Genomic DNA, 20,124 nt, shown 5'->3' with positions numbered 1-20,124 from the left:
AGTACAATCAAGATCAACCCCTCAGTTCTGGTCGTCATGTCATCCCTTTCCTCTCCCGCTGCTCCATCTGTGACAGAATCCGTTTACCGGATTTCGCCGCTGATTCGCTATAGTCTGTGGCTGTTCTACTTTGCCCTCGTTATTCCTTTGCCGATTTTGGCAAACGTCAATCATGTGGGGGCTATGACTCAGGGCAGTCTCTACGTGGGTTTAGGGCTGGGGGTGGTGGCCCTAGCTGCAGCGTTAAGTGAGCAAGTCCATCTTTCAGCCACAGGCATGGAGATTCGCTATCCCCAATGGGTGCCCGCCTGGTTTCGGCAAGGTTGGAGTCTGACTTGGACTGAGATCACGGCGATTAAGCCTCGACGAACGGGCCAAGGCGGTCTGGTCTATTACTTAGTGACTGCCGAGGGTTCAGCTCAACTGTTGCCCATGCGGGTAGCTGGCTTTAGCCAAATGACCCGCACCATTGAGGAACAAACCAGCTTAAAGATGGCAACCGTCAAGCCCCTGGCTCAAGTCTGGATGTACGGTATTTTGCTGGGCTTTAGTTTACTGTTAGCCCTGACCGATGTCTGGATCTTGTGGAACGGCATCAGTCATTTAGGGGGATAGACTCATACCCCACGTTTTGACGATGATGGCTGGGCAATAAAGGTCGGCGTAATCACTCCCCGGTCAAAAGACTGACCGTTGACTCCAATTCCATTAATCACAAGCTGATGGTCATAGACCGCAATCGCTGCAAACCCGAGCTGTGAACTGGCAAACGCAGTCCAATCTGACGAGCCTGTGGGTCGCAGTCGGGCACCTACCCCGCAGGTCAAATAGGTGGTGCCAGCAATGGGCTGGGTGCGCTCATAATGGTGTTCGTGGCCATTGATATAGAGCTGCACCTGGTATTTCGCAAACAGGGGTGTTAATTGCTCTCCTAGGCCGGGATACAGTTTGGGGGTCCCCAGCAATGGCCCTAAGCGCGAGGCTAGCTCCCATTTAATACTGTGTAAGCCCGACGCATAAATCGGATGATGTCCCAGAACAATCTTCCAGTTCGCCTGAGATCGGGCTAGCTCAGCTTCCAGCCATCGTAATTGGGCGGGCCAGTGCCCTCCTGGATTCGTATCTAGGGCAAAAAACTGAACCGAGTCTCGGGTAAAGCTATAGTAGCGACCCGCCATATTAAAACCGGGGTAGCGAATCTGTCCCTCGCCTCGTTGAGGCATGACATCGTGATTTCCCAAGACGGCATAAAACTTAATGCCTTGTTGCAGCAAAGGCCCATAGGGTTGCTCGAAAACCTCGCCAATACGCTCCATTTCTCCCCCGTCGTAAACGTTGTCTCCAGCTAGGAGCGCTAACGAGCACGGGTTTTGCTGATGGAATTGGGCCATCGCTTGGGCGACATCATACTGAGCTTGGTCCCCGGTCCCGACATCCCCCACGGCGATAAATTGCCACTGAGGCGTTGGGGTCAGTGAAGCAATGGGTGGCTGAGCCTGTAAAGATTGGGCCAGTATTCGGTGGTGGTTTAAGCCCACACCGACCGTAGACAAACTGGCTAATGTGAGGAATTTTCGACGGTTTAAGGGCATTTCGGCTGGCTATGCAAATGCTGTAATTCGTATAGAGGGGTAACAACCACCATTAAGAATAGTAACTAAACCTGGGGCATTATCAATGTGGTTCAAGATACTGAGCCTGGATTAAAATACGTGGGCGTCATGTCTTGGGGAGCATTGCCCATCAAAATGGAGAGACTAGATTTGCGAGACAGGCATGCTTGAGTCGACGTGTGAAGCTCCATCTAAGCCTGGACGGCCTCAACTCCAGCTGCAGCAAGTGGATGTTGTGACGGAGTTAGGTAATCAATACCTACTCCAGAATGTTTCGTTAGACGTTTTTACTAGTGAACGCATTGGCATCATTGGCGCATCTGGCTCAGGTAAAACGACCTTGTTGCGTCTGCTGAATCGCTTGAGCAGCCCAACGTCGGGGGAGATCCGGTTTGAACAACAGTCTTTACCCGATTGGCCGGTCTTGTCTTTGCGACAGCAACTGATGCTGGTTCCTCAAGAGCCTAAACTGCTGGGCATGACGGTCCAAGATGCCCTCACCTATCCCTTGCGTTTGCAAAACCTGCCAGAATCAGAAATCGCAAGTCGCGTGCAAACCTGGCGGCAACGCCTCGGTATCCCCGATGACTGGCTAAACTCTACTGAATTGCAACTCTCGGTGGGACAGCGCCAGCTGGTCAGCCTAGCGCGTGCCTGTGGCACAGAACCAAAACTGTGCCTCTTGGATGAACCCACATCAGCGCTTGATCCAGGCACTATCGATCGCGTCATTAAAGCTTTAAAGGCTAGTGGGATGACCTTAGTGATTGCCAGTCATCAATTTGAGTTTTTGAATCAGATCTGCGATCGCATCCTCTGGCTCAACCAGGGCCAACTTATTCTAGATACCCCGATTAGTGAGATCAATTGGTCTGAAGTCAAAGCCCAATTGACTGCTCAAGCCCAAGCGGAACAAGCCGATTGGGAGTAGGCTGGTCCCTTAAATAGATTGCGCTCGGGGCATCATCATCTTGGAGGTAGGCCCACCCGTCGCTACACCCCTAGTCGTCCCTGAGGCGCCTGTAGAAGCTTCCATCAAATAAACTAAATTCAGACGGTAGCCCACATTACGCACCGTTTGAATGAGCTGGGGTTGTTGGGGATCTTGTTCAATTTTTTTGCGTAATGACAGCACATGGGTATCGACCGTGCGGGGATTGTCTATACTCTCGGGCCATGCTCGCTGCAACAGCTCCATCCGACTCAACGCGACACCCTCTGCTTGGACCAAAACGTATAAGAGACTAAATTCTTGGGGTGTTAAATCGACCAGCTCATTGTGATAATGAACACGGCGTTGAATTAGATCAATTCTAAGCGCTCCAAAAGAGACTTGAGTGGGAAGGCTCAGACGGTTGCGACGCCCTAACGCAGAAATCCTGGCTAGAAACTCCTGCATTCCAAACGGTTTGCCTAGATAATCATCTGCCCCAGCTTTCAAGCCTGAAACAACATCAGCTTCAGTGGTTTGTGCTGACAAGATTAATATGAGTGGATGTCTCTGACGCTGTAACCATCGACATAACTCGTGTCCAGAGCCATCTGGCAGTTCTGAATCCACAATAACCAAATCTGGCTGATGTTGCTGATAGGCCGCTTTAGCCTGCTTAATACTTGCGCTGAGATGAACGTAGTAGCTTGCTTGCTGGAGATGCCAACCCAAGAGGGATCTCAAATGAGGGTTAGCCTCAACGATTAGAATGTGGAGTGCTTCCACGAAAACAAGAGTCCTGCATAAAGGCTAACCTGCTACCCACAACGTTAGCAGAAAAACTTTAAGGATTTGGTAAACCTAGTTACGAACAAAGGTTTATATAAAAATCTATATGAAATAAACCAATGACGTGTCTATCCCATCTATCCCAGAAGAGGGAGTTGAGAGGTTGACCATCTCATTGCTCGGTCTTTTGCGGCCTAAGCCATACTAGATTCCGTTTATTCGTCCGAATTAAGTGACCCTGGTCCTCTGATATCCGTCGGGAAACCTCAGGAATTAGGCTTCGCTGATGAGCTTGCTTGAGCTGCTCAATATGGTTTGAAGTCCGACTTACTTCTCCCTTGATTTCCTGTAACTTTGCCTCTTGGGTTAGTTGGTGAGGCAGCATGTTCCCTAAGGTGGAGAGACAAGCTCCAATAAGCACTAGATTAACCCCCAATACTGTGGCTGCTTCAGTAGCCCTCGCCATAAACATAGGCTTATTGCGGGAACGGCGTGTTCTCGCCTTTCTCCGATGAGAGGTTCGTAGGGGGCGGGGGGCAGATTTGGGTTGGGTCAGAGCATTCATAATTAGTGGGCCTTTCTTTGGCAAATAGTCAAGACGAATGGGTCGACACCAATGCCAATCAGTTAGCGTTCACCATGCAAGGGAAGGCACTTAGTCTTTGGAAAGACCGTTATACTTGGCTTTGCAGAGGAACACCACAATCAACAGCCAAACCTATCCCATCGAAGGGATGAGGTGATTTTGCCGGCTCCAACATAACGTGTTTCACGTAAAATTGGCTCAGTGTGAGGATAGTGTAGCGAAAACAGCGAAAAAATGTAAATAAATAGGATAGAAATCTTTAGTTTTTTGGGAATATAAAGAAAATCATCCTTGAAACATGATTTTCTACCATCGATAATTAGCTTTGTTCCGCCGTCTTAATCAATTAGCCGCTTCAACTTGACGCTACGGCCAGAACAAGTCCGTAAAATCGCGGTCTTCGATAAGTTAATGTATTTGCTGCTGAAAGCGCAATCCAGTCGTTTTTGCTACCTTGCTTCAGAAGCACTCCCCAAAAGAAGCACTCCCCAAAAAAGAGTGCCTTGCTGGGAGCAAGACACTCTTTTCATTCGTGATGGGTTTCTGGCTGCCTCTGAGTTGCGTGACATCAGCCACAGAAGCGCATCAGAAACTTCGCTTAAACGATTACTTGGATAAGGCCGTGCCCAGGTTTAAAGCCAGCAAAGCAGGCAGCAATGCCACAACAAGGGCAATCACAATTTGCAGATCTGATAATTCCATGAATATCAAGCTCCATTAATCCCATTCTTATCAGTTTACAATGTCGGTGATATTGCGACCGAGGGAAACGGATTGTTACATCACTACATATTGTTGGGGCTTTTCCCAGGGGTGAGGCCACCTATCACCAGTCAGGTCATTTTCCCAAACTTGATTCGAAATTGAGATATATCAAATGCACAGAAAGTCGGGTTTAAGTGGGTTTTAGTCAAGACTCGGGAGTCTGAGAATAATTAATATAGTGTGCAGAAAAGTACCCTTTGGCGTTACGTTGAATAAGATGAAGATTGTGCGATTTGCTACCAAATCCTGCTCCCTAAACCCGTTTCCTCATTGGTTGCCAGATGCTTGACCCTCTGTTTGAACTCACTCCCCAGATGGGGATTGACACGGCTCTCATTATTTTGATTTTGATTGCTTTAGAAGCGGTGCTATCTGCTGACAATGCGATCGCATTAGCTGCATTGGTCAAAGGTCTGGAACAAGAAGAACTGCAAGGTCGAGCTTTAAATATTGGCTTGCTTGCAGCGTTTGCCATGCGGATGCTACTGATTTTCACCGCGACATGGGTTATTCGCTTTTGGCAGTTTGAGCTTTTAGGGGCTTGCTATTTGCTATGGCTTGCCTTTCAATACTTCTTCAGGGAAGATGCGGATCACCATCACCATGGCCCCCGATTTAAGACCCTGTGGCAGGCCATCCCGGTCATCGCAGTCACTGATCTTGCTTTTTCCCTAGATAGTGTAACGACCGCAATTGCCCTCTCGGATGAGCGATGGTTAGTGATTACAGGCGGCATTTTTGGTATCATTACCCTTCGCTTTATGGCCGGACTCTTTATCAAATGGTTGGAAGAGTATGTTCATCTGCAAGATGCGGGGTACTTAACCGTCGTTTTGGTGGGATTCCGGCTGCTGCTTAAGGTCATCAATGACGATTTTGTTCCGCCTCAAGGATTGATGATCTTGGCAATTGGTTTAATCTTTGTTTGGGGATTTTCCAAAAAAAGCAACCCAGATGAGCCAGAAATACAAAGCCCAGTGGACTCTGATCCTGAACGCCCTGAACTCGCTCATGAGGTCAGCGATTTTATTCAGGAAGTGCGAGAGTTCTCCCAACCGGATCACAAGCCTCAAGCTGCAAATGAGCAAATATGATCAAGGATTAACTCAACACCCCAGGCAACTCATTCTGAGAAGAGAAGTAACTTGGGAACAGCCTTTCCAGAGACTGTCTTGCCTTAAAGAACAAACTTAAATAGAGCAGGCTGTCCTCCGGTATGCCAAAACAGGATCGTTTGTTGAGGTTGGAACCGGCCTTGTCGAATCAAGTCTAATAAACCTCCCATTGCCCGTCCTGTATAGACTGGATCCAAAAGAATGCCTTCTGTTTGAGCAACTAAAGTAACGGCAGATAGCTCTAATTCACCGACAATGCTATATCCTGCCCCCAGATAGGCTGTTTCTACTTGAAAGTCTGCTGGTTGAAATTGGCACTCTGATTCTTCAAGAGTCTGTAGGGTCGAAGATGCTAATTCAGCCAGTTGCTCTGGGTAGCTTGATTGACGATCTTCAGTTTTATCTATCTGAATCCCGATTAACTCTACAGCCATTTCCATAAGCGCTTTACCCACAGTCAGTCCAGCCTGCGTCCCCCCCGAACTGGACGCAAAAACAATGACATCCAGTGATTGGTCCATCTCTCGGAGTTGTTGTTGCAGCTCAACCATGGCTGCCACAAAACCAATCGCTCCTAGAGCATTTGAACCACCGTAGGGAATCACGTAGGGATATTTCCCTTGGGCTCGGAGTTGAGCGGCAATCGCACCGATCTGTTCCCCTTTACGATCTGCTCCTGTCCAATGAATTTGAGCACCCAAAAGCTCATCCAACAACAGGTTTCCATTCGCCTGCTCCGGTGGCGTCCCTCCTAAAACTAGATGGCAGTCCAGTCCAACCATAGCCGCTGCTGCCGCTGTTTGTCGACAATGATTGGATTGAGCTGCCCCTGCCGTAATCACGCAATCGCAGTTTTGATGGAGCGCATCTGCGATGAGAAATTCTAGCTTACGGGTTTTATTTCCCCCCAAGGCTAAACCCGTTTGATCGTCTCGCTTCATCAGAATTCTGGGACCCCCCAGAGATTCAGACAACCGAGGTAACTCAACAATTGGGGTAGGGAAGAATCCTAATGTTTGACGGGGTAAATGTCGAAACAACATTTTAGTGAGTTGAGCAGACCCGCATTCTAAAAACTAAAAGACTAAAGCGTACCACCAAAAATCCCCGCAATCTAACCTTTGCTAGGGTAAACAACAGGGAAAGTGACTATTACAAATGCAGAAAATACCAACGAAAGGTTAGAGGGCTCCGGCAGACCGTAAGCCTAAAATCATACCCGCACCAATCCAATGGGCAAATACACCGGTCGCCAACATTTCAGGTACACCAAAGTCTTTCATAAAATCTGGTACACCAATGGGTAAAGCGGGTCCTTGGCCTGGATATTTAATGGCATAACGCCCTAAGAACACCATGAGCAAGTTAATAAACAGCATCAGTATCCCTGTGTTAATGGTCCAGGGATGACTTTCGAAGGTCGTCAAAAGTATGGGATGCATCAAAATGGTTCTCCTAAAAACAGCGAAACGGACTAAATCTAAAAATCTGTAACGTCGCTGACAAAATTATAAAAATTGAACTGACGCTAAATTTTGTTTTGTTTTAAGAGTTAACATTTCGCCATAAAACTGATCCCACCTTATGCTGAAAGAAATACACGGAATGAATGGGGTCTGATGCGAGTCAAAATTTGTGGGATTACTCAACCAGAACAAGGCGTTGCGATCGCAACCCTAGGTGCCGATGCCCTCGGGTTTATCTGTGTCTCCCAGTCTCCCCGCTACGTCACTTCCCAGCAAATTCAGGCGACTACCCAAGCATTACCCACGCAAACCCTAAGGGGAAAGCCCCTGAGCCGGATCGGTGTTTTTGCCAATGCGGATCTAGACCTGATTCAACAAACCGTAGAAATCGGCCAGTTAACCGGAATCCAGCTCCACGGAGATGAATCGCCAGAGTTCTGTCAGCAGGTCAAAACCAACCTACCCGAGATTGAATTGATCAAAGCGTTTCGGGTTCGTAGCGCTGAAACCCTTGCTCAGATCATTCCCTATGAATCGATTGCGGATGCCCTACTTCTCGATGCCTATACCCCCCAAGCCTTAGGTGGGACGGGACATACTTGGGATTGGACACTACTCAAGACCTTTTCACCCCAACTTCCTTGGTTCCTTGCCGGGGGGCTGACGCCAGATAATGTGAATCAAGCGGTAATGACTTTAACGCCGCCAGGGATTGATCTCTCAAGTGGGGTGGAGCAGGCTCCAGGAAACAAAGATCTGCAAAAAGTAGAACAGCTCTTTCAACAGCTGATGACGCTGCAAACCTAATTCCGTATGTTTATGCACCTAAAATTACTGAGAATGCACCTATTTTTGGCCCACAATCTCAGAGAGTTGTTGAATACCTGCCTCCTGCATTTTAGTCAGCAAGCCTTCCAAAATTCGGCGCACCATCCACGGTCCTTCATAAACCCAACCTGTGTAGACCTGTAATAAGCTGGCCCCTGCACAGAGCTTTTCCCAAGCATCCTTAGCCGTAAAGATGCCACCCACCCCGATAATTGGCAGTTCGCCTTGGGTCTGTCGGTGAATAAATCGAATCACGTCTGTGGAGCGCGATCGCACCGGGGCACCACTTATCCCCCCGGCTTCATCACTCGGTGCATTCCCCGTAGCGGCAATCCGCTCTGTTTTTAGATCCCGCCGTATCGTTGTGTTTGTAGCAATAATACCTGCGAGCTGATGAGCTTGAGCCAACTCCACAATCGCAGCAATATCTTCCCATTCTAGGTCTGGGGCAATTTTTACCAACAGGGGTTTACCTTCCGTATTCTCAGCTTGCAGACCCGCTAAAATTGGGGCCAATTGTTCGACGGCTTGGAGTGATCGCAACCCTGGCGTATTGGGTGAACTCACATTCACCACAAAATAGTCCCCATAGGTTTTCAGTAGCCGAAAGCTCCCCACATAATCTTCTACTGCTTGTTCTAGGGGCGTTACCTTTGACTTACCCAAATTAATGCCCAGGGGATAGGAACGAGCTTGGCGATTCTGTGAAGCAGCAATCACCTTTGCCATCGCAGCAGCCCCTTGATTATTGAATCCCATTCGATTCAGCGCTGCCTGATCTTCAGGTAATCGAAATAAGCGGGGTTGAGGATTTCCCGGCTGGGCATGGAAGGTCACGGTTCCCACTTCCGCAAATCCAAAGCCAAAACGGGGCCAAATATTGGTCGCCACGCCATCTTTATCAAACCCCGCAGCTAGGCCAATGGGGTTTACAAAGGAGAGCCCCCATAAGGATTGCGAGAGCCGAGGGTCTTCCACCTGTAGAGAGGAGGCCAACCGCCGTTGCAGGCCTTGAGTCAACCCTTGATCCACGTTCTGATCCAGCCAGGCACACGTTCGCATCAATTGACGATGGATTGTTTCTGGATCAGCCTTCAAAGCCGCAAATAAAAGAGGACGTAACCCTTGTTGATATAAATCCACAGTTTTCTCAGACCAGCATCGCACTGAGAGTATAGCCTGCTAAAGTTCAGCCCCTGATGATTGCACCGGCCAGCCCAGCCGAGTGGGCTGCTGATAGACCCGCTTCAGGGTATTCATATCCCTTGCAGAGATAGGAGCCGGTGTCCGCACTTGGGAAAAATAGAGAGCATCCGTTTTCAACTGGCTGTGGCCCCAAATCCCCAAAGCATGGCCTAGCTCATGGCGAACTGCTGCTGCAATATAGGTCTGGGTTTGGTTTGCCCGCACTTGAATCGTGCAGCGATGGGCCAACCGCTGTTGGTCATCCACATAAAGCTTAAAGCTAGTTTCTGCCGAGCGAATACGACCCTGGCTTCGTTGGGTGGGATCAACCGCCGAGATGAGGATATCAGCCTGCTCAGGATCAGGTGTCACTTCCAGGGGAAAATAAGCTTGCCAAGCTTGAATGGATTGGTCAACCGCCTGAGGCCATTTTTCTTGGATTAAAGGCAAAGACTCTGGGGCAGGCTGAGCATACACTTTGACGGGGAATTGGCTCCAGACCAAATATCCCACCCGAGTCACTTTGACTTGATCAAAATAATCCCCTTGCTCCTGGGGATCTTGCCACTGCTCTAAAGCTGTTGGCAGAGGATGTACCTGAGCAGGAGGCGCTTGCAGAGATGCGTGACTGGGATGAACGAGTATGAGATGGGGAAAAATAGCAGCAACCAGGCCCATGAGACCAAAGCTAACCACCACAGGCCAATGCCTCAGATTAGGCCACTGCATCATACGTCACCCAAGGGCTTAACCCAGCCAACCCGCGCTGAGCACCACCGTCAATCCCATAAATATCAGGGTAAGGGTCCAAGTGATTCGATTGAGGGTCTTTTCAGCACTCTTAGCGCTCGTAAACAGCTGGGCTTGACCACCAATACCGCCCAAACCATCCCCTTTGGGACTATGCAACAGTACCAAGGCAATCAGTGCAACGGCAGAGAAGAACCATACGCCTTGAATCACATTAGTCAGCATCCAACTGAAACCCTAGTAAACGATAAAAAACACTGACGGCAAATCATAGCCGCACAATTGCCTGCCCAACAAATGGGCAAGACGCACTCACAAAGTATAACCTTTAGCGATGAATCCGGACAGGACTCTTGTTCTTTCGAACTTCAAAATCTGCGGTCTGAATTAAGGTTGATCCCGTCATTTCTTCCGGTTTGGGAAGTTGCAAAATATCCAAGATGGTGGGGGCAATATCAGCCAAGCGACCATCTGCTCGCAACTGCACATCCGTGCCATGACCGGGAATTTTACGCCCTTCTCCCTCCACCAAAATTAAAGGAACAGGGTTGGTCGTATGGGCCGTCCAGGGATTGCCATCTGCATCCCGCATCCGTTCAGCATTGCCATGGTCAGCCGTAATAAGCAGCGTGCCGCCCACATTAATGACCTGGTTTAGCAGTTTGCCAATGCATTTATCCACGGTTTCAACCGCCTGGATCGTGGCCTCTATAACGCCGGTATGCCCCACCATATCGGTATTGGCATAGTTGATCACCATTAGAGAATAGGTGCGCTTCTCTAGGGCTGCGATCGCTTCTTCGGTTACCTTACTTGCCGACATCGGTGGATCCTGGTCATAGGTGGACACCATGGGGCTGGGGACCAAAACCCGATCTTCTCCTGGCAAGGGATCTTCAATGCCACCATTAAAGAAATAGGTAACATGGGCATATTTTTCAGTCTCGGCTAACCGCAGCTGCTTGAGGCCGTGATTAGAGACAATCTCCCCCAAAATATTGTCTAGGTTTTGGGGCTTAAAGGCCACATCCGTGGGCAAGTCGGGATCGTATTGTGTAAAGGTAACAAAATGAAGGGATTCCACCTGCTCCCGCTCAAATCCATCAAAATTAGGATCGACTAAGGCTTGAGTCAGTTGTCGCGCTCGATCAGGGCGAAAATTAAAGAAAATAACCCCATCTCCTGCCTCGATTGCCCCGGGGGCAAGGCGAGTGGGAGGAAGAAACTCATCAGTGGTTTTGTGATCGTAGGCATCCGTGATCGCATCTAAGGGAGACCAGTCCCGAGGGACGGCCACTTGATCGTTCACCATCACCTCGTAGGCCTGCTGAATCCGATCCCATCTGCGATCGCGATCCATCGCAAAATACCGACCGCTGATGGTCACAATCTGGCCCACGCCAATATGGGCGATCTGTTGCTGTAACCCCTGAATCTCGTCTCTAGCACTTTTGGGGGGCGTATCGCGCCCATCCAAAATGGCATGGATACACACCTGGTCAATATTATTCTCTTTTGCCAGCTTGAGTAGCGCCAAAAGGTGGTCGGAATGGGCGTGAACACCCCCTTTGGAGCATAATCCAATCAAATGTAGCTTGCTGTTTGCCTGGGAAACTTGCTTGCAAACGTTATCCAAAGCGGGATTGGTCGCTAAGCTACCATCTTCGATGGCATCTGCGATGCGAACCAATTCTTGGGGGACGGTGCGGCCAGCGCCTATATTGAGGTGACCTACCTCAGAATTACCCATCTGACCTGCCGGTAAGCCCACGGCTTTACCAGAGGTTTGAATAAAAGTACTAGGATAAGCTGTCCAGAGGCTGTCAATAATTGGGGTATTGGCTGCCGCGATGGCATTGCCATCGGAATTTTCTTGGTAACCCCAACCATCTAATATGACTAGCACCACCGGGGAAACAGGTGTCGACGTCATACAGGGTCGTTTTCCTCAAGGATTTATTTGTGATGCAATCATAACACTCAGAATTCCGCTTGGGACAAACCCAGACAAGGAATGGGCGAAAAAGCCATATTATTCTGACTTCTTATTCTCTAACATTCTCAGGTTAAGGCCAGGTTGCTATTGGGGTAAGGCCAACCAGAACTAGGCTGGTTTGAGGCTCTGTTCATCGGTGTCTTGTCCTGAGTCGGTGTCTTGTCCTGAGTCGGTGTCTTGTCCTGAGATTGAAGCTGGGCCTGGCATGGGATCAGTCAGCTCTCCTGAGCATTCCCAGGTGAATCGAGGGGCTTTCCAACATTGATCGAATAGGGGGGTTAAGGGAGCTAAACCAAACAGAGCCCAAAAAATGGCCGATGACAGAAAAAATTGGGTTTGCAAGATAAAGGTAACCAGGGCAATACTGCCGGACCAAAGTAAACGGGCAGTTCGTGCATCGGGAATAGAGCGGGGATCCGTCAGCATAAACAGAGCAAACAACAGCATAGAACCGCTCGATAGACTGTGATACCAGACATCCCAGGTCCATCCCAGCCAGAGATCTCGTAGGGAGAGACAAAGGGCATAGGTTCCTAAGAACATGACTGAGGTGTCCCACCGACCCACCCGATGCAGCACTAATCCTCCTGCGCTTGCAAATAAGAGGCCATACCAGCCCGCCTCCCCCCATTGCCCCGGAGAGACCCAAGCATCTGGGGTCAATACTAAGACCGCAATAATCCCAAAGTTGGCAGGATTGAAAAAATGTTTACCGTGCCACTTACAAATAAACTTACTCAGGATGGCTAGGGTTGCGGCTAGCGCCATGGTTATCCAGTGATCAGTCCGCAGCAGTAGACTCAGCCCTAAGCCCGTAATTAATGCACTGCGCCAGGAGATCGTCAAGGCCTTGTCTGATTTTTGGAGCTTATTTTGAACGGTCTGCACAAGGGTGGTGGCAAGGATTTGAACTAATATTGCAGTTGCGATCGCAACTGCAATCATCTCTGGCCTTAAGGTCCAGTCTTTGGTCCCAATCCCTAGAACCAAAAACAAACTCAAAAACGCAATTTGATAATCTCTGGCATCTCGAAAGCGCATGTGTCTGCAGCCTGTTCAATTTGTCCCAATTTATCTCAAGCCCATCGGATACCTGCTGGCTGTTACCAGAATTGTTACCGAGGGGGGCAATATTCTGGTTCAGAATGATGGTCCAGAAAAATTAAGTTTTTAAAGGGGATCAAGGCCCACTCTCTCTGATGATCCTCACAAGTTTCTCAAATTATCTAGCTATAAGAGAAGCATGACTTCCGCTGATCCCATCCCCCTAAATGATGGGAAACAACAATGCGTTCTCCTCCCATCACCCACCCACAGGCCACGACCCAGCTTCAGCCCCCAGTCTTGTGGTTTGTTCAGGCAGAAATTTTAGCCCTTGGTATTGTGCGGGACTCTTCCATCGGGACCCACCTGTTGAATGAACGTCATGCAGGTGCGCAAACTTCAATCAATCAGGTCAGCAAACGGACCCAACAGCATCACTGCACTAGAAAGATGTGGGTTCAATCCCCCAGTGATGATTCAGAGTTTGCCCATTTTGGGGTTGAACAAAGGATTGGCGCCATCAGCCTCAATTCCAATTCAGTCCTCAAGACATGGTTTAGGTATTGCCCAAGCCGAAGTGAACACAACGACTCACCTGCTACTAGATGCGACCACTAATACCCCCTGGAGGTATAGATTATGTTTCACAGAATTTTAGTTGCCCTCGACCATTCCGAATCCGCAATTGCTGTATTTGATCAGGCCCTTGATCTGGCGGTAACAGTCGAAGCCGAGCTAATGCTGTTACATGTGCTATCTACGAATGACCAAGATGCTCCAGATGCCCCAGTTCCATTCCCTAGTATGTATTACTATCCAGGATTATCGACAACCTCCATCAAGGTTTATCAGCAACAGTGGGAGCAATACACGCTGACGGCAGGGAGTATTTTGCAAGCTCAAGCAGAAGAGGCAGAGCTTGCAGGGATCACTGTTGAAACCACTCAAAAAAGCGGCTCTCCAGGCGAAACCATCTGTGATGTGGCTGAAGAGTGGCAGGCAGATTTAATTTTGTTGGGAAGTCGAGGACGGGCAGGTCTTAGCGAATGGTTATTAGGCAGTGTCAGTAATTACGTGATGCACCATGCGCCTTGTTCCGTGCTGGTATGCCGAGAAACGGAGACAGCCCCAACGCCTACAGTCCCTGACCACCTTAATCGGCAACTTATCTCTAATCTAGCGGGATGGCAGTAGGGACCCTCAAGAGAAAACTCTACAAGGATTTTGAGTTTATCGCTTTGCTCTGGAGCCATTCCACTTTTTGAGGCTTCAAAATTCCAGATTCAGTGATCTGAACCTGAACCAAAAATAGGTTGTCATCAAAGGTCTTTAAGGCAATTTGAGGGGGGGTACTCGCTTTGATTTGGAAGGTCTGATCCGGCATAAATTGGGTAATGATGGCCCGCTGGCCTAGCTGCTTAGGGCTAATATTACGGGCATAGAGCATATGCTTCATCATCAAAGCAATTTGCTCTGGCGTCTTGCTATAGAAAAGGGGAAGCCAATCCTCATACCGTTCGCCACCTTGCCCTTCTGGCTTCAACCAGGGAGATAGCTCTGTTTGGAGCTGAATCAGATTGAGGGATTCTTTGACTTGGTAATTCGATAGCGTCTTTTCTTCTAACAGGGGAAGTTGTTGCAGCTCAAATAAAACTTTCTGCTTCATCAGCTTGGGGTGAGCCCCATACACATTCTTGGAGGCGTTTAAGGCAATATCTGAAATCTCATCAAAGCTATAGTCATCAATCTCTTTTTGAGCGAGCTGTTTCTTCATCTCTTGTTCAAACTGGGTCTGTAAAGCCGTAAGTTTGCGCTGATCGGCAGGAGATAGATGGGTAGAGATTGGCTGAGCCTGAAGCTGGCAGGACGCCAAACATAGACTCATGAAAATGGATTTGAGCAGTAAGGGTCTTATCATATCTTTGCCAGCAACAGTGGATATAAGTCCGACTCACTCCCTATGGTAGTGGCTAGGCAGAGTGGCTACACAGGCATAAGTTAAGACGTTAGCGGCTTCAGGCCATGGGGTATAAAAACTGATTTGAGTTTGCGGTTGATAGTGTGATTGCAACAGAAGGTGGTCGCCCCAGTCAAGGATTAACCTTAAACCTGAGAAACTGCAGCTCCCTCTTTGGTTAGTTTTTGCACTAAAGCCAATAGTTCTTGAGGATTGAAGGGCTTTGTCAAGTAAGCGGTACACCCTGACATTCTGGCGCGCATCCGATCAATAATGCCTTCCCGTCCCGTTAGCATTACCACAGGAATCTCCTTAAGCATATCGACTTGACGAACCATACGACATAGCTCGTAGCCATCCATCTTTGGCATTTCGATGTCCATCAAAATAAGATTGGGTTGTTGCTCGATCAAGACGGTTAGCGCTTGCTTTGGATCCATCAGTTGTAGAACTTCAAACCCTTCAGCTTCCAAAGACAGCTTTACAAATTGCTGGATGGTTTGGCTGTCATCGACACAGGCAACAACGGGACGCACCGTTTCTTCAATCACTTGGTAGGGGTGCAAACTAATGGCACCAGATTGGACCATAGGGGCTAACTCGCTTACCAGTGTCAATACATTCATATCCCCATGGGTGGCCAATTCGTAGAAACAGAGGTTTTGCTCTAGTAAGTTAGAAATGCTTTGAAGTTCTCGACCATGCCCATTTTCCTGCCAAGCTAGTTTGAGAAATTGATCGGGATCTTCTAATCGGGGTCTTTGGAACGGAGAACTAATCACAGCTTGTAGCTGTGCCCACTGATTAATTTGGTCTCTAACGGGTAACACAAGTTGCCGAAAGGGAGCAGACAAAAGGAGAGGATCTAAGCCAACGTTGGGTTCAAACTCTAGGTAGCCTTGGGGAATCGCCAAGAACTGCATCAGAGCCTCTTGGGTGAGGATGGCCAGAAGTTTTCGGAAAAAATTGAGGGGGAGATTATTGGCCTGCCAGTACTTACATAGATGAGAATATTCGGATGTGTTCGCAGGCAGTGGTTCTGCCAACCTAAATTCGGGGAGCTGTTGTTTGAGAACATAGGGAAGGCGTTCGATATGGCCCATGGTGCTTTCGGCAAAATGCATCTGCCCACCCCCTAGATACACCCGCCAGCTGATGGATGGATCGCGAGAATCCGTAATGGTGATGCGGCCAGATCGTTGCTCAGAAATAACTTTCTGCAATACCTTTGCAGGTGCGACCTGGGGTTTATCCTGTTGGGGGGTCGTTGGAAGACTGGAAGTGTAGGTCATAGATGAACTGATTGAGTAGTAGAAAATCAGAGCGTTGGCCATTACCAGCTCAGCAAGGTGGCAAGTGGCAGAATTGATCTAGAACGACTTTATTTAGGTACATACCTTCATTCTTAGGATGGACCGTTCTTTATTCAGACTATATGCGTAAATTCACCTATTTTTGTCTCTGTTCTACTTAAGTTTGACAGCAGAGACGGTTAGTTTGGGGTGAGTTGATAACCTTATTATGGACGATTGCGCCAATGGAATTTACTTCCAAAGTTGATTTCAACGCTTAATAAAAAAAATTTTCTTTATCTCTGCGATCTTAAGCCTGGTTTGAATGTAAAGAATTACTGCGATCGCATCTGTTTCTTTAAGGTCTGAAACTGGGCCTGTAGGTTTTGAAAATTTAAATTTTTCTGGCCATAACGCCAGTCTACATAAGCTTGAGAAATTTCAGATACTAAGCTGGCAACGGAGGGAGGAGCCGTTTGGTGTAACCGTTCCACATACTCGAAGGGGGTTTCATGGATATGTTTAGGCGTCCCCCGTTCGGCCAACAAATTCAGCATTTTTTGGTAAAGCTGTTCAATGGGGGAGAGCAGCGCTAGCTGTCGTTGGTATCTCCACCATCGCCATCCTTGAGGCGTTAGCCAGATCAGCACCGCCCCCCCACCGAGGATAAGCAGCCCAGCCACCCAACCGTGCCAACTGCGGGTCAAGAAAGCGAGGGCCTGGGCGATTCCTGAGCCAATGGCGGCAATGATGGCAGATAGGCCATTCACCATCGGGGACGGTAACCACCCTGCCACCCAATTCCAAAATGCCTTTAAGACCGAAAAGGTGTAGTCATCATCGACTGAAGGGGGAACCAAATCGTGGCCTGGAATGGGATCAAAGGTGAACCAGCCATGCTGCGGAATATAGACTTCGGTAAGGGCATAGGCATCAATATTTTGCACCTCATACAGTCCCGTAAAGGCATTGAACTTTCCCGGTCCAAAGCCGGTTACCAACCGGGCTGGAATACCGATAGAGCGCAACATCAAGGTTAGGGTGGTTGAAAAATGATCAGGATACCCCCCTTCAAATTTGAAGAGAAAGGCACTCACCAGGTCTTCTTCTGGACTCAGAGTAGGCAAATCAGGCTGCAATGAATAGTGTTGTTTCAACGACTGTGCTAGGAATAAGGCTTTCTCATAGGTAGAAATAGGAGAACGATTGGCCTTGGCTAACAGTTGTTCAGTTTGAGCTTTGATTTGAGGGGCAATGTCATCTGGGATTTGCAGATAATGCTGGCGAATACGCTTTGAATACTGGCGGGGGGCTCGCCGGAGCTGGGTGCGATCGCGGTACGGCACATCTGAAATCACGGAATAGGTCAGACCGTCTTGGAGCTGGACGGGCGATCTTAAGCCTCCATCAGGATCTCTAGCAATTTCGCGGGTCGGGAAATAGACTTCCCGGGCTTGACTCAAAGCTGGAATCAAGTTGGGGAAGGGGGCAACGATGGAATAGGTTTGAATCACTTCTTTGGTGCGGCTGCGGGGGGCCAATTGGGGAATCAAAAATTTATAGGACCAGGTAGGCCGGCTCAGGGTTTCCGCTTGGTCATTGCGGGACATTTGCCAGCCTTGGCCGGTGTATTCATCAAAGGCGATGACCCGCCAAAAGCCAGGGGCTTGAGATCGCACCCGCATCACAATTTCAGGTTTAAGGACACCCCTTAAATTTTGATTGATGCTTTGGCTAAAACCGTAATAAAACTGATCGTCAAAGACAATCTCTCCTGGGAGGTCTTCACCGCCTTGTCCCGTTCCACTCCAAGTCGCGCTATCTCCCTGACCGTAGCCAGGGTTGACGATTTGTTGAGCATCAAATTTGCCTTGAAAATCAATGGCTGAACTGACCGGTAAAGTTCTGAGTTGGTATCCCGGTAATCGCGGTAGTAAGGCAAAAATAATCAGTCCTAAGGTAACCACCGCCAACAACATTTTGCCCAGTTGGGCAGACGGGATGCTAATTGATCGGCGTTTAAGGATCTTCAATCCCAGGCGTGAACGGTAATCCAGGATCAGAACAGGCAAAGCACAGGCAATAAATAGCAAAAGCCAACCGCCAAATACCATCGTTTCACTGACCGTAGCAGCCACCCCCACCAAGATGACCCCAATAACGGCTGAATAGCCCAAATCCTTGCGGCGAGGGAGATCAAAAGCGTGCAAGATTTGAACCTGAATCAGCAGTTCTGTCAAAAGGATGCGGGAGTCGCCCGCTTGGCCGACTAATCGGCTTAAAAATACTGCCAATACTAGGAGCATGCCAACTGCAATTCCAATTTTGGCGACAATATTACGGCGATGTCGTTGTCGCCAACTCCACGTTGCCCCAATTAAACTTAACGGAATGGCCCATAAACTGTGCCAACTCCCGACGGCTGAATCTGTAGCCAGAATTCCTACACAGACCAGCATTTGCACCCCCATGCGCAGCGCTATGGAGTCTTCAGGAGGGTGAGGTCGAGGGTTTAATCGCTGAGATACCCGTTGCCGCCAAGCTTGAGATAAAGAACGTTGCATCAAGGATTGAAGATAATGGCTTAGCCCCAAAGGTCAGCCTTAGTTTACCCATCTATCCGTAACAGCCCCCATCAACGAGACAGAATTGATTCTGGTACCTGGTGCACTGGAGGGGATTGGGAGAAATGGTCAGCAATAAACGAGGAAGAAAATGCAACAACCAAGATGACGATAATTCCTCGTAGGATGTTAAGCATCAAAGCACGCGTCTGTTGTGGCGTAAGTCGCTGTCTCAAAATGATCCGGAACAGATCATTCCGGGTATGCTCTACTTCTACCCAAAAGGAGATCCAGAAATTTACGAGGATGATGAGCGGTAACACTAATGGATCTTGAGCCGAACGATAATCCATACCCCCCGAAGACAAAATCAACAGGTGGAGGCCATACCAAAACACGGACCAACACACAAAAAAGATCAGAGCTGAAGGATGTGGGGTGAGAGTGAGATGAATAACGGTCCCCCCTGCAAAGGATTCAAACCGTCCCTTGATATAAGGTTCGCTGGCATTTGGACGACCGATGGGAATGCGGCTCATCTTAAAACCAGTCTGTGTCACTGATCCTTGATAGGGGGCATGGTTAAGGTCATAGGTTGATCGAAATGTTTTGGGAGGCTCTATTTGGGCTTCCAATCTCTCCATGACTGTTTGCAACGGGTCAGAAGTTTGAATCACAAAGCGATCGCGCGGTAAAAGGTGAACCATAGTTGATCACTTACTTTAAAGATTTTGAAACGACAAATGAATGCCAGAGATACTGAGCAGATGCAATTTCAGATGGTGTGATTTTCCAGAAATAGGTCTACCAAAACGAGGAGCACCCTAAGAGACGGGCTATCTGTACATAACGTTTTCAACAGGTGTCATCTGTCTCGATCCCCAGCAGAGATAACTTTTCAAAGATTTGAGGCTGGCTTACGTGCAGCTTCTTTTCAATTCAAATTGCGAAGATATTGGCGGTTATGACTGATGCCATTGCTTGAGCACTCAGGCATACCGATCGCTGGCGGCACCCACCAATCTTCATTACTGAGACCAGAATGAGTTAGACACTCCTCTTACTGGAGACGGTTTAGAGACACGGCTGAGCAGGTCAAGATTGCACGGATAATGTAAACGCATCAGCGTTGTTTAATGGCGTGTCACTTGTCCACCGATGATGTTCAGCAAATCTTTACGGCTGCGCTCCACCTCTAACCAGAAACTCATCCAGAAGATGAATAGCACGAATAAAGGCAATC

General features: G+C 48.6%; 21 protein-coding genes. 6 read left to right on the top strand and 15 right to left on the bottom strand.

All coding sequences use genetic code 11. The features are described 5' to 3' along the window. The first annotated feature begins 36 nt into the window (after positions 1-36). On the top strand, positions 37-615 hold the full coding sequence (locus Q0991_RS19955; RefSeq protein WP_299491831.1) for a hypothetical protein: 579 nt from the start codon (positions 37-39) through the stop codon (positions 613-615). 2 nt (positions 616-617) lie between these two features. Here the strand turns inward: Q0991_RS19955 and Q0991_RS19950 are convergent, their stop codons facing one another. Next, positions 618-1,592: a metallophosphoesterase gene (locus Q0991_RS19950; protein WP_299491829.1), complete on the bottom strand. Its 975-nt coding sequence runs from the start codon at positions 1,590-1,592 to the stop codon at positions 618-620. 184 nt (positions 1,593-1,776) lie between these two features. Here Q0991_RS19950 and Q0991_RS19945 point away from each other — a divergent pair, with 184 nt between their 5' ends. Then, positions 1,777-2,544, top strand: a complete 768-nt coding sequence (locus Q0991_RS19945; protein WP_299491827.1) for an ATP-binding cassette domain-containing protein — start codon at positions 1,777-1,779, stop codon at positions 2,542-2,544. Positions 2,545-2,553: 9 nt separating this feature from the next. On the opposite strand, the gene Q0991_RS19940 is transcribed toward Q0991_RS19945, so the two are convergent. From Q0991_RS19940 to psaM, 3 genes are all read right to left on the bottom strand, one after another. Continuing rightward, positions 2,554-3,330, bottom strand: a complete 777-nt coding sequence (locus Q0991_RS19940; RefSeq protein WP_299491825.1) for a response regulator transcription factor — start codon at positions 3,328-3,330, stop codon at positions 2,554-2,556. A gap of 175 nt (positions 3,331-3,505) precedes the next feature. Further along, positions 3,506-3,898: a hypothetical protein gene (locus tag Q0991_RS19935; RefSeq protein WP_299491823.1), complete on the bottom strand. Its 393-nt coding sequence runs from the start codon at positions 3,896-3,898 to the stop codon at positions 3,506-3,508. Between the two features lie 627 nt (positions 3,899-4,525). Next, positions 4,526-4,621, bottom strand: a complete 96-nt coding sequence (gene psaM, locus Q0991_RS19930) for a photosystem I reaction center subunit XII (protein WP_212664281.1) — start codon at positions 4,619-4,621, stop codon at positions 4,526-4,528. A 344-nt stretch (positions 4,622-4,965) separates the two neighbouring features. On the opposite strand from psaM, the gene Q0991_RS19925 reads away from it, so the two are divergent. Beyond that, positions 4,966-5,778, top strand: coding sequence for a hypothetical protein (locus Q0991_RS19925; protein ID WP_299491821.1), 813 nt, complete (start codon positions 4,966-4,968; stop codon positions 5,776-5,778). Positions 5,779-5,861: 83 nt separating this feature from the next. Here the strand turns inward: Q0991_RS19925 and Q0991_RS19920 are convergent, their stop codons facing one another. Beyond that, a complete protein-coding gene (locus Q0991_RS19920; RefSeq protein WP_299491819.1) occupies positions 5,862-6,842 on the bottom strand; it encodes a D-cysteine desulfhydrase family protein in 981 nt (326 codons plus the stop codon). A 138-nt stretch (positions 6,843-6,980) separates the two neighbouring features. Next, positions 6,981-7,241: a photosystem I reaction center subunit PsaK gene (gene psaK / locus Q0991_RS19915; protein WP_299491817.1), complete on the bottom strand. Its 261-nt coding sequence runs from the start codon at positions 7,239-7,241 to the stop codon at positions 6,981-6,983. A gap of 177 nt (positions 7,242-7,418) precedes the next feature. On the opposite strand from psaK, the gene Q0991_RS19910 reads away from it, so the two are divergent. Next, positions 7,419-8,072: a phosphoribosylanthranilate isomerase gene (locus tag Q0991_RS19910; RefSeq protein WP_299491815.1), complete on the top strand. Its 654-nt coding sequence runs from the start codon at positions 7,419-7,421 to the stop codon at positions 8,070-8,072. A gap of 39 nt (positions 8,073-8,111) precedes the next feature. Here Q0991_RS19910 and Q0991_RS19905 read toward each other — a convergent pair whose 3' ends face one another. From Q0991_RS19905 to Q0991_RS19885, 5 genes are all read right to left on the bottom strand, one after another. Further along, on the bottom strand, positions 8,112-9,236 hold the full coding sequence (locus Q0991_RS19905; protein ID WP_299491813.1) for a quinone-dependent dihydroorotate dehydrogenase: 1,125 nt from the start codon (positions 9,234-9,236) through the stop codon (positions 8,112-8,114). A gap of 39 nt (positions 9,237-9,275) precedes the next feature. Further along, positions 9,276-10,010: a peptidase gene (locus Q0991_RS19900; protein ID WP_299491811.1), complete on the bottom strand. Its 735-nt coding sequence runs from the start codon at positions 10,008-10,010 to the stop codon at positions 9,276-9,278. Between the two features lie 15 nt (positions 10,011-10,025). Then, positions 10,026-10,253 (bottom strand): preprotein translocase subunit SecG, encoded by a 228-nt coding sequence (gene secG / locus Q0991_RS19895; RefSeq protein WP_299491809.1) that lies wholly within the window; start codon positions 10,251-10,253, stop codon positions 10,026-10,028. A 103-nt stretch (positions 10,254-10,356) separates the two neighbouring features. Continuing rightward, positions 10,357-11,961 (bottom strand): 2,3-bisphosphoglycerate-independent phosphoglycerate mutase, encoded by a 1,605-nt coding sequence (gpmI, locus tag Q0991_RS19890; RefSeq protein ID WP_299491807.1) that lies wholly within the window; start codon positions 11,959-11,961, stop codon positions 10,357-10,359. 171 nt (positions 11,962-12,132) lie between these two features. Continuing rightward, complete coding sequence (locus Q0991_RS19885) at positions 12,133-13,065, bottom strand: RnfABCDGE type electron transport complex subunit D (protein ID WP_299491805.1); 933 nt, start codon at positions 13,063-13,065, stop codon at positions 12,133-12,135. Between the two features lie 246 nt (positions 13,066-13,311). On the opposite strand from Q0991_RS19885, the gene Q0991_RS19880 reads away from it, so the two are divergent. Both Q0991_RS19880 and Q0991_RS19875 read left to right on the top strand, forming a co-directional pair. Continuing rightward, a complete protein-coding gene (locus Q0991_RS19880) occupies positions 13,312-13,686 on the top strand; it encodes a hypothetical protein (RefSeq protein ID WP_299491803.1) in 375 nt (124 codons plus the stop codon). Between the two features lie 21 nt (positions 13,687-13,707). Continuing rightward, a complete protein-coding gene (locus Q0991_RS19875) occupies positions 13,708-14,262 on the top strand; it encodes a universal stress protein (protein ID WP_299491801.1) in 555 nt (184 codons plus the stop codon). A 19-nt stretch (positions 14,263-14,281) separates the two neighbouring features. Here Q0991_RS19875 and Q0991_RS19870 read toward each other — a convergent pair whose 3' ends face one another. From Q0991_RS19870 to Q0991_RS19855, 4 genes are all read right to left on the bottom strand, one after another. Further along, positions 14,282-14,953, bottom strand: a complete 672-nt coding sequence (locus tag Q0991_RS19870; RefSeq protein ID WP_299491799.1) for a hypothetical protein — start codon at positions 14,951-14,953, stop codon at positions 14,282-14,284. A gap of 218 nt (positions 14,954-15,171) precedes the next feature. Next, positions 15,172-16,317: a response regulator gene (locus tag Q0991_RS19865; protein ID WP_299491797.1), complete on the bottom strand. Its 1,146-nt coding sequence runs from the start codon at positions 16,315-16,317 to the stop codon at positions 15,172-15,174. A gap of 335 nt (positions 16,318-16,652) precedes the next feature. Further along, positions 16,653-18,881 carry a DUF3488 and DUF4129 domain-containing transglutaminase family protein gene (locus tag Q0991_RS19860; RefSeq protein ID WP_299491795.1) on the bottom strand — a complete coding sequence of 743 codons (2,229 nt, stop codon included), beginning with the start codon at positions 18,879-18,881 and terminating at the stop codon, positions 16,653-16,655. 71 nt (positions 18,882-18,952) lie between these two features. Further along, on the bottom strand, positions 18,953-19,588 hold the full coding sequence (locus Q0991_RS19855) for a hypothetical protein (protein ID WP_299491793.1): 636 nt from the start codon (positions 19,586-19,588) through the stop codon (positions 18,953-18,955). Positions 19,589-20,124 lie beyond the last annotated feature (536 nt).

This window comes from Acaryochloris sp. IP29b_bin.137, from assembly GCF_028285745.1.
GTDB lineage: Bacteria > Cyanobacteriota > Cyanobacteriia > Thermosynechococcales > Thermosynechococcaceae > Acaryochloris.
Note: the sequence above shows the minus strand (reverse complement) of the source record. Positions and strands in the feature narration are given on the sequence as shown.

Excerpts from the sequence above, each read along its gene's own strand:
- Q0991_RS19855 (WP_299491793.1), bottom strand. The coding sequence starts at position 19,588 with ATGGTTCACCTTTTACCGCGCGATCGCTTTGTGATTCAAACTTCTGAC.
- Q0991_RS19875 (WP_299491801.1), top strand. The coding sequence starts at position 13,708 with ATGTTTCACAGAATTTTAGTTGCCCTCGACCATTCCGAATCCGCAATT.
- Q0991_RS19860 (WP_299491795.1), bottom strand. The coding sequence starts at position 18,881 with ATGCAACGTTCTTTATCTCAAGCTTGGCGGCAACGGGTATCTCAGCGA.
- psaM (WP_212664281.1), bottom strand. The coding sequence starts at position 4,621 with ATGGAATTATCAGATCTGCAAATTGTGATTGCCCTTGTTGTGGCATTG.
- secG (WP_299491809.1), bottom strand. The coding sequence starts at position 10,253 with ATGCTGACTAATGTGATTCAAGGCGTATGGTTCTTCTCTGCCGTTGCA.
- gpmI (WP_299491807.1), bottom strand. The coding sequence starts at position 11,961 with ATGACGTCGACACCTGTTTCCCCGGTGGTGCTAGTCATATTAGATGGT.
- Q0991_RS19935 (WP_299491823.1), bottom strand. The coding sequence starts at position 3,898 with ATGAATGCTCTGACCCAACCCAAATCTGCCCCCCGCCCCCTACGAACC.
- Q0991_RS19900 (WP_299491811.1), bottom strand. The coding sequence starts at position 10,010 with ATGATGCAGTGGCCTAATCTGAGGCATTGGCCTGTGGTGGTTAGCTTT.
- Q0991_RS19945 (WP_299491827.1), top strand. The coding sequence starts at position 1,777 with ATGCTTGAGTCGACGTGTGAAGCTCCATCTAAGCCTGGACGGCCTCAA.
- Q0991_RS19925 (WP_299491821.1), top strand. The coding sequence starts at position 4,966 with ATGCTTGACCCTCTGTTTGAACTCACTCCCCAGATGGGGATTGACACG.
- Q0991_RS19870 (WP_299491799.1), bottom strand. The coding sequence starts at position 14,953 with ATGAGTCTATGTTTGGCGTCCTGCCAGCTTCAGGCTCAGCCAATCTCT.
- Q0991_RS19950 (WP_299491829.1), bottom strand. The coding sequence starts at position 1,592 with ATGCCCTTAAACCGTCGAAAATTCCTCACATTAGCCAGTTTGTCTACG.
- Q0991_RS19885 (WP_299491805.1), bottom strand. The coding sequence starts at position 13,065 with ATGCGCTTTCGAGATGCCAGAGATTATCAAATTGCGTTTTTGAGTTTG.
- Q0991_RS19955 (WP_299491831.1), top strand. The coding sequence starts at position 37 with ATGTCATCCCTTTCCTCTCCCGCTGCTCCATCTGTGACAGAATCCGTT.
- Q0991_RS19920 (WP_299491819.1), bottom strand. The coding sequence starts at position 6,842 with ATGTTGTTTCGACATTTACCCCGTCAAACATTAGGATTCTTCCCTACC.
- Q0991_RS19865 (WP_299491797.1), bottom strand. The coding sequence starts at position 16,317 with ATGACCTACACTTCCAGTCTTCCAACGACCCCCCAACAGGATAAACCC.
- psaK (WP_299491817.1), bottom strand. The coding sequence starts at position 7,241 with ATGCATCCCATACTTTTGACGACCTTCGAAAGTCATCCCTGGACCATT.
- Q0991_RS19910 (WP_299491815.1), top strand. The coding sequence starts at position 7,419 with ATGCGAGTCAAAATTTGTGGGATTACTCAACCAGAACAAGGCGTTGCG.
- Q0991_RS19880 (WP_299491803.1), top strand. The coding sequence starts at position 13,312 with ATGCGTTCTCCTCCCATCACCCACCCACAGGCCACGACCCAGCTTCAG.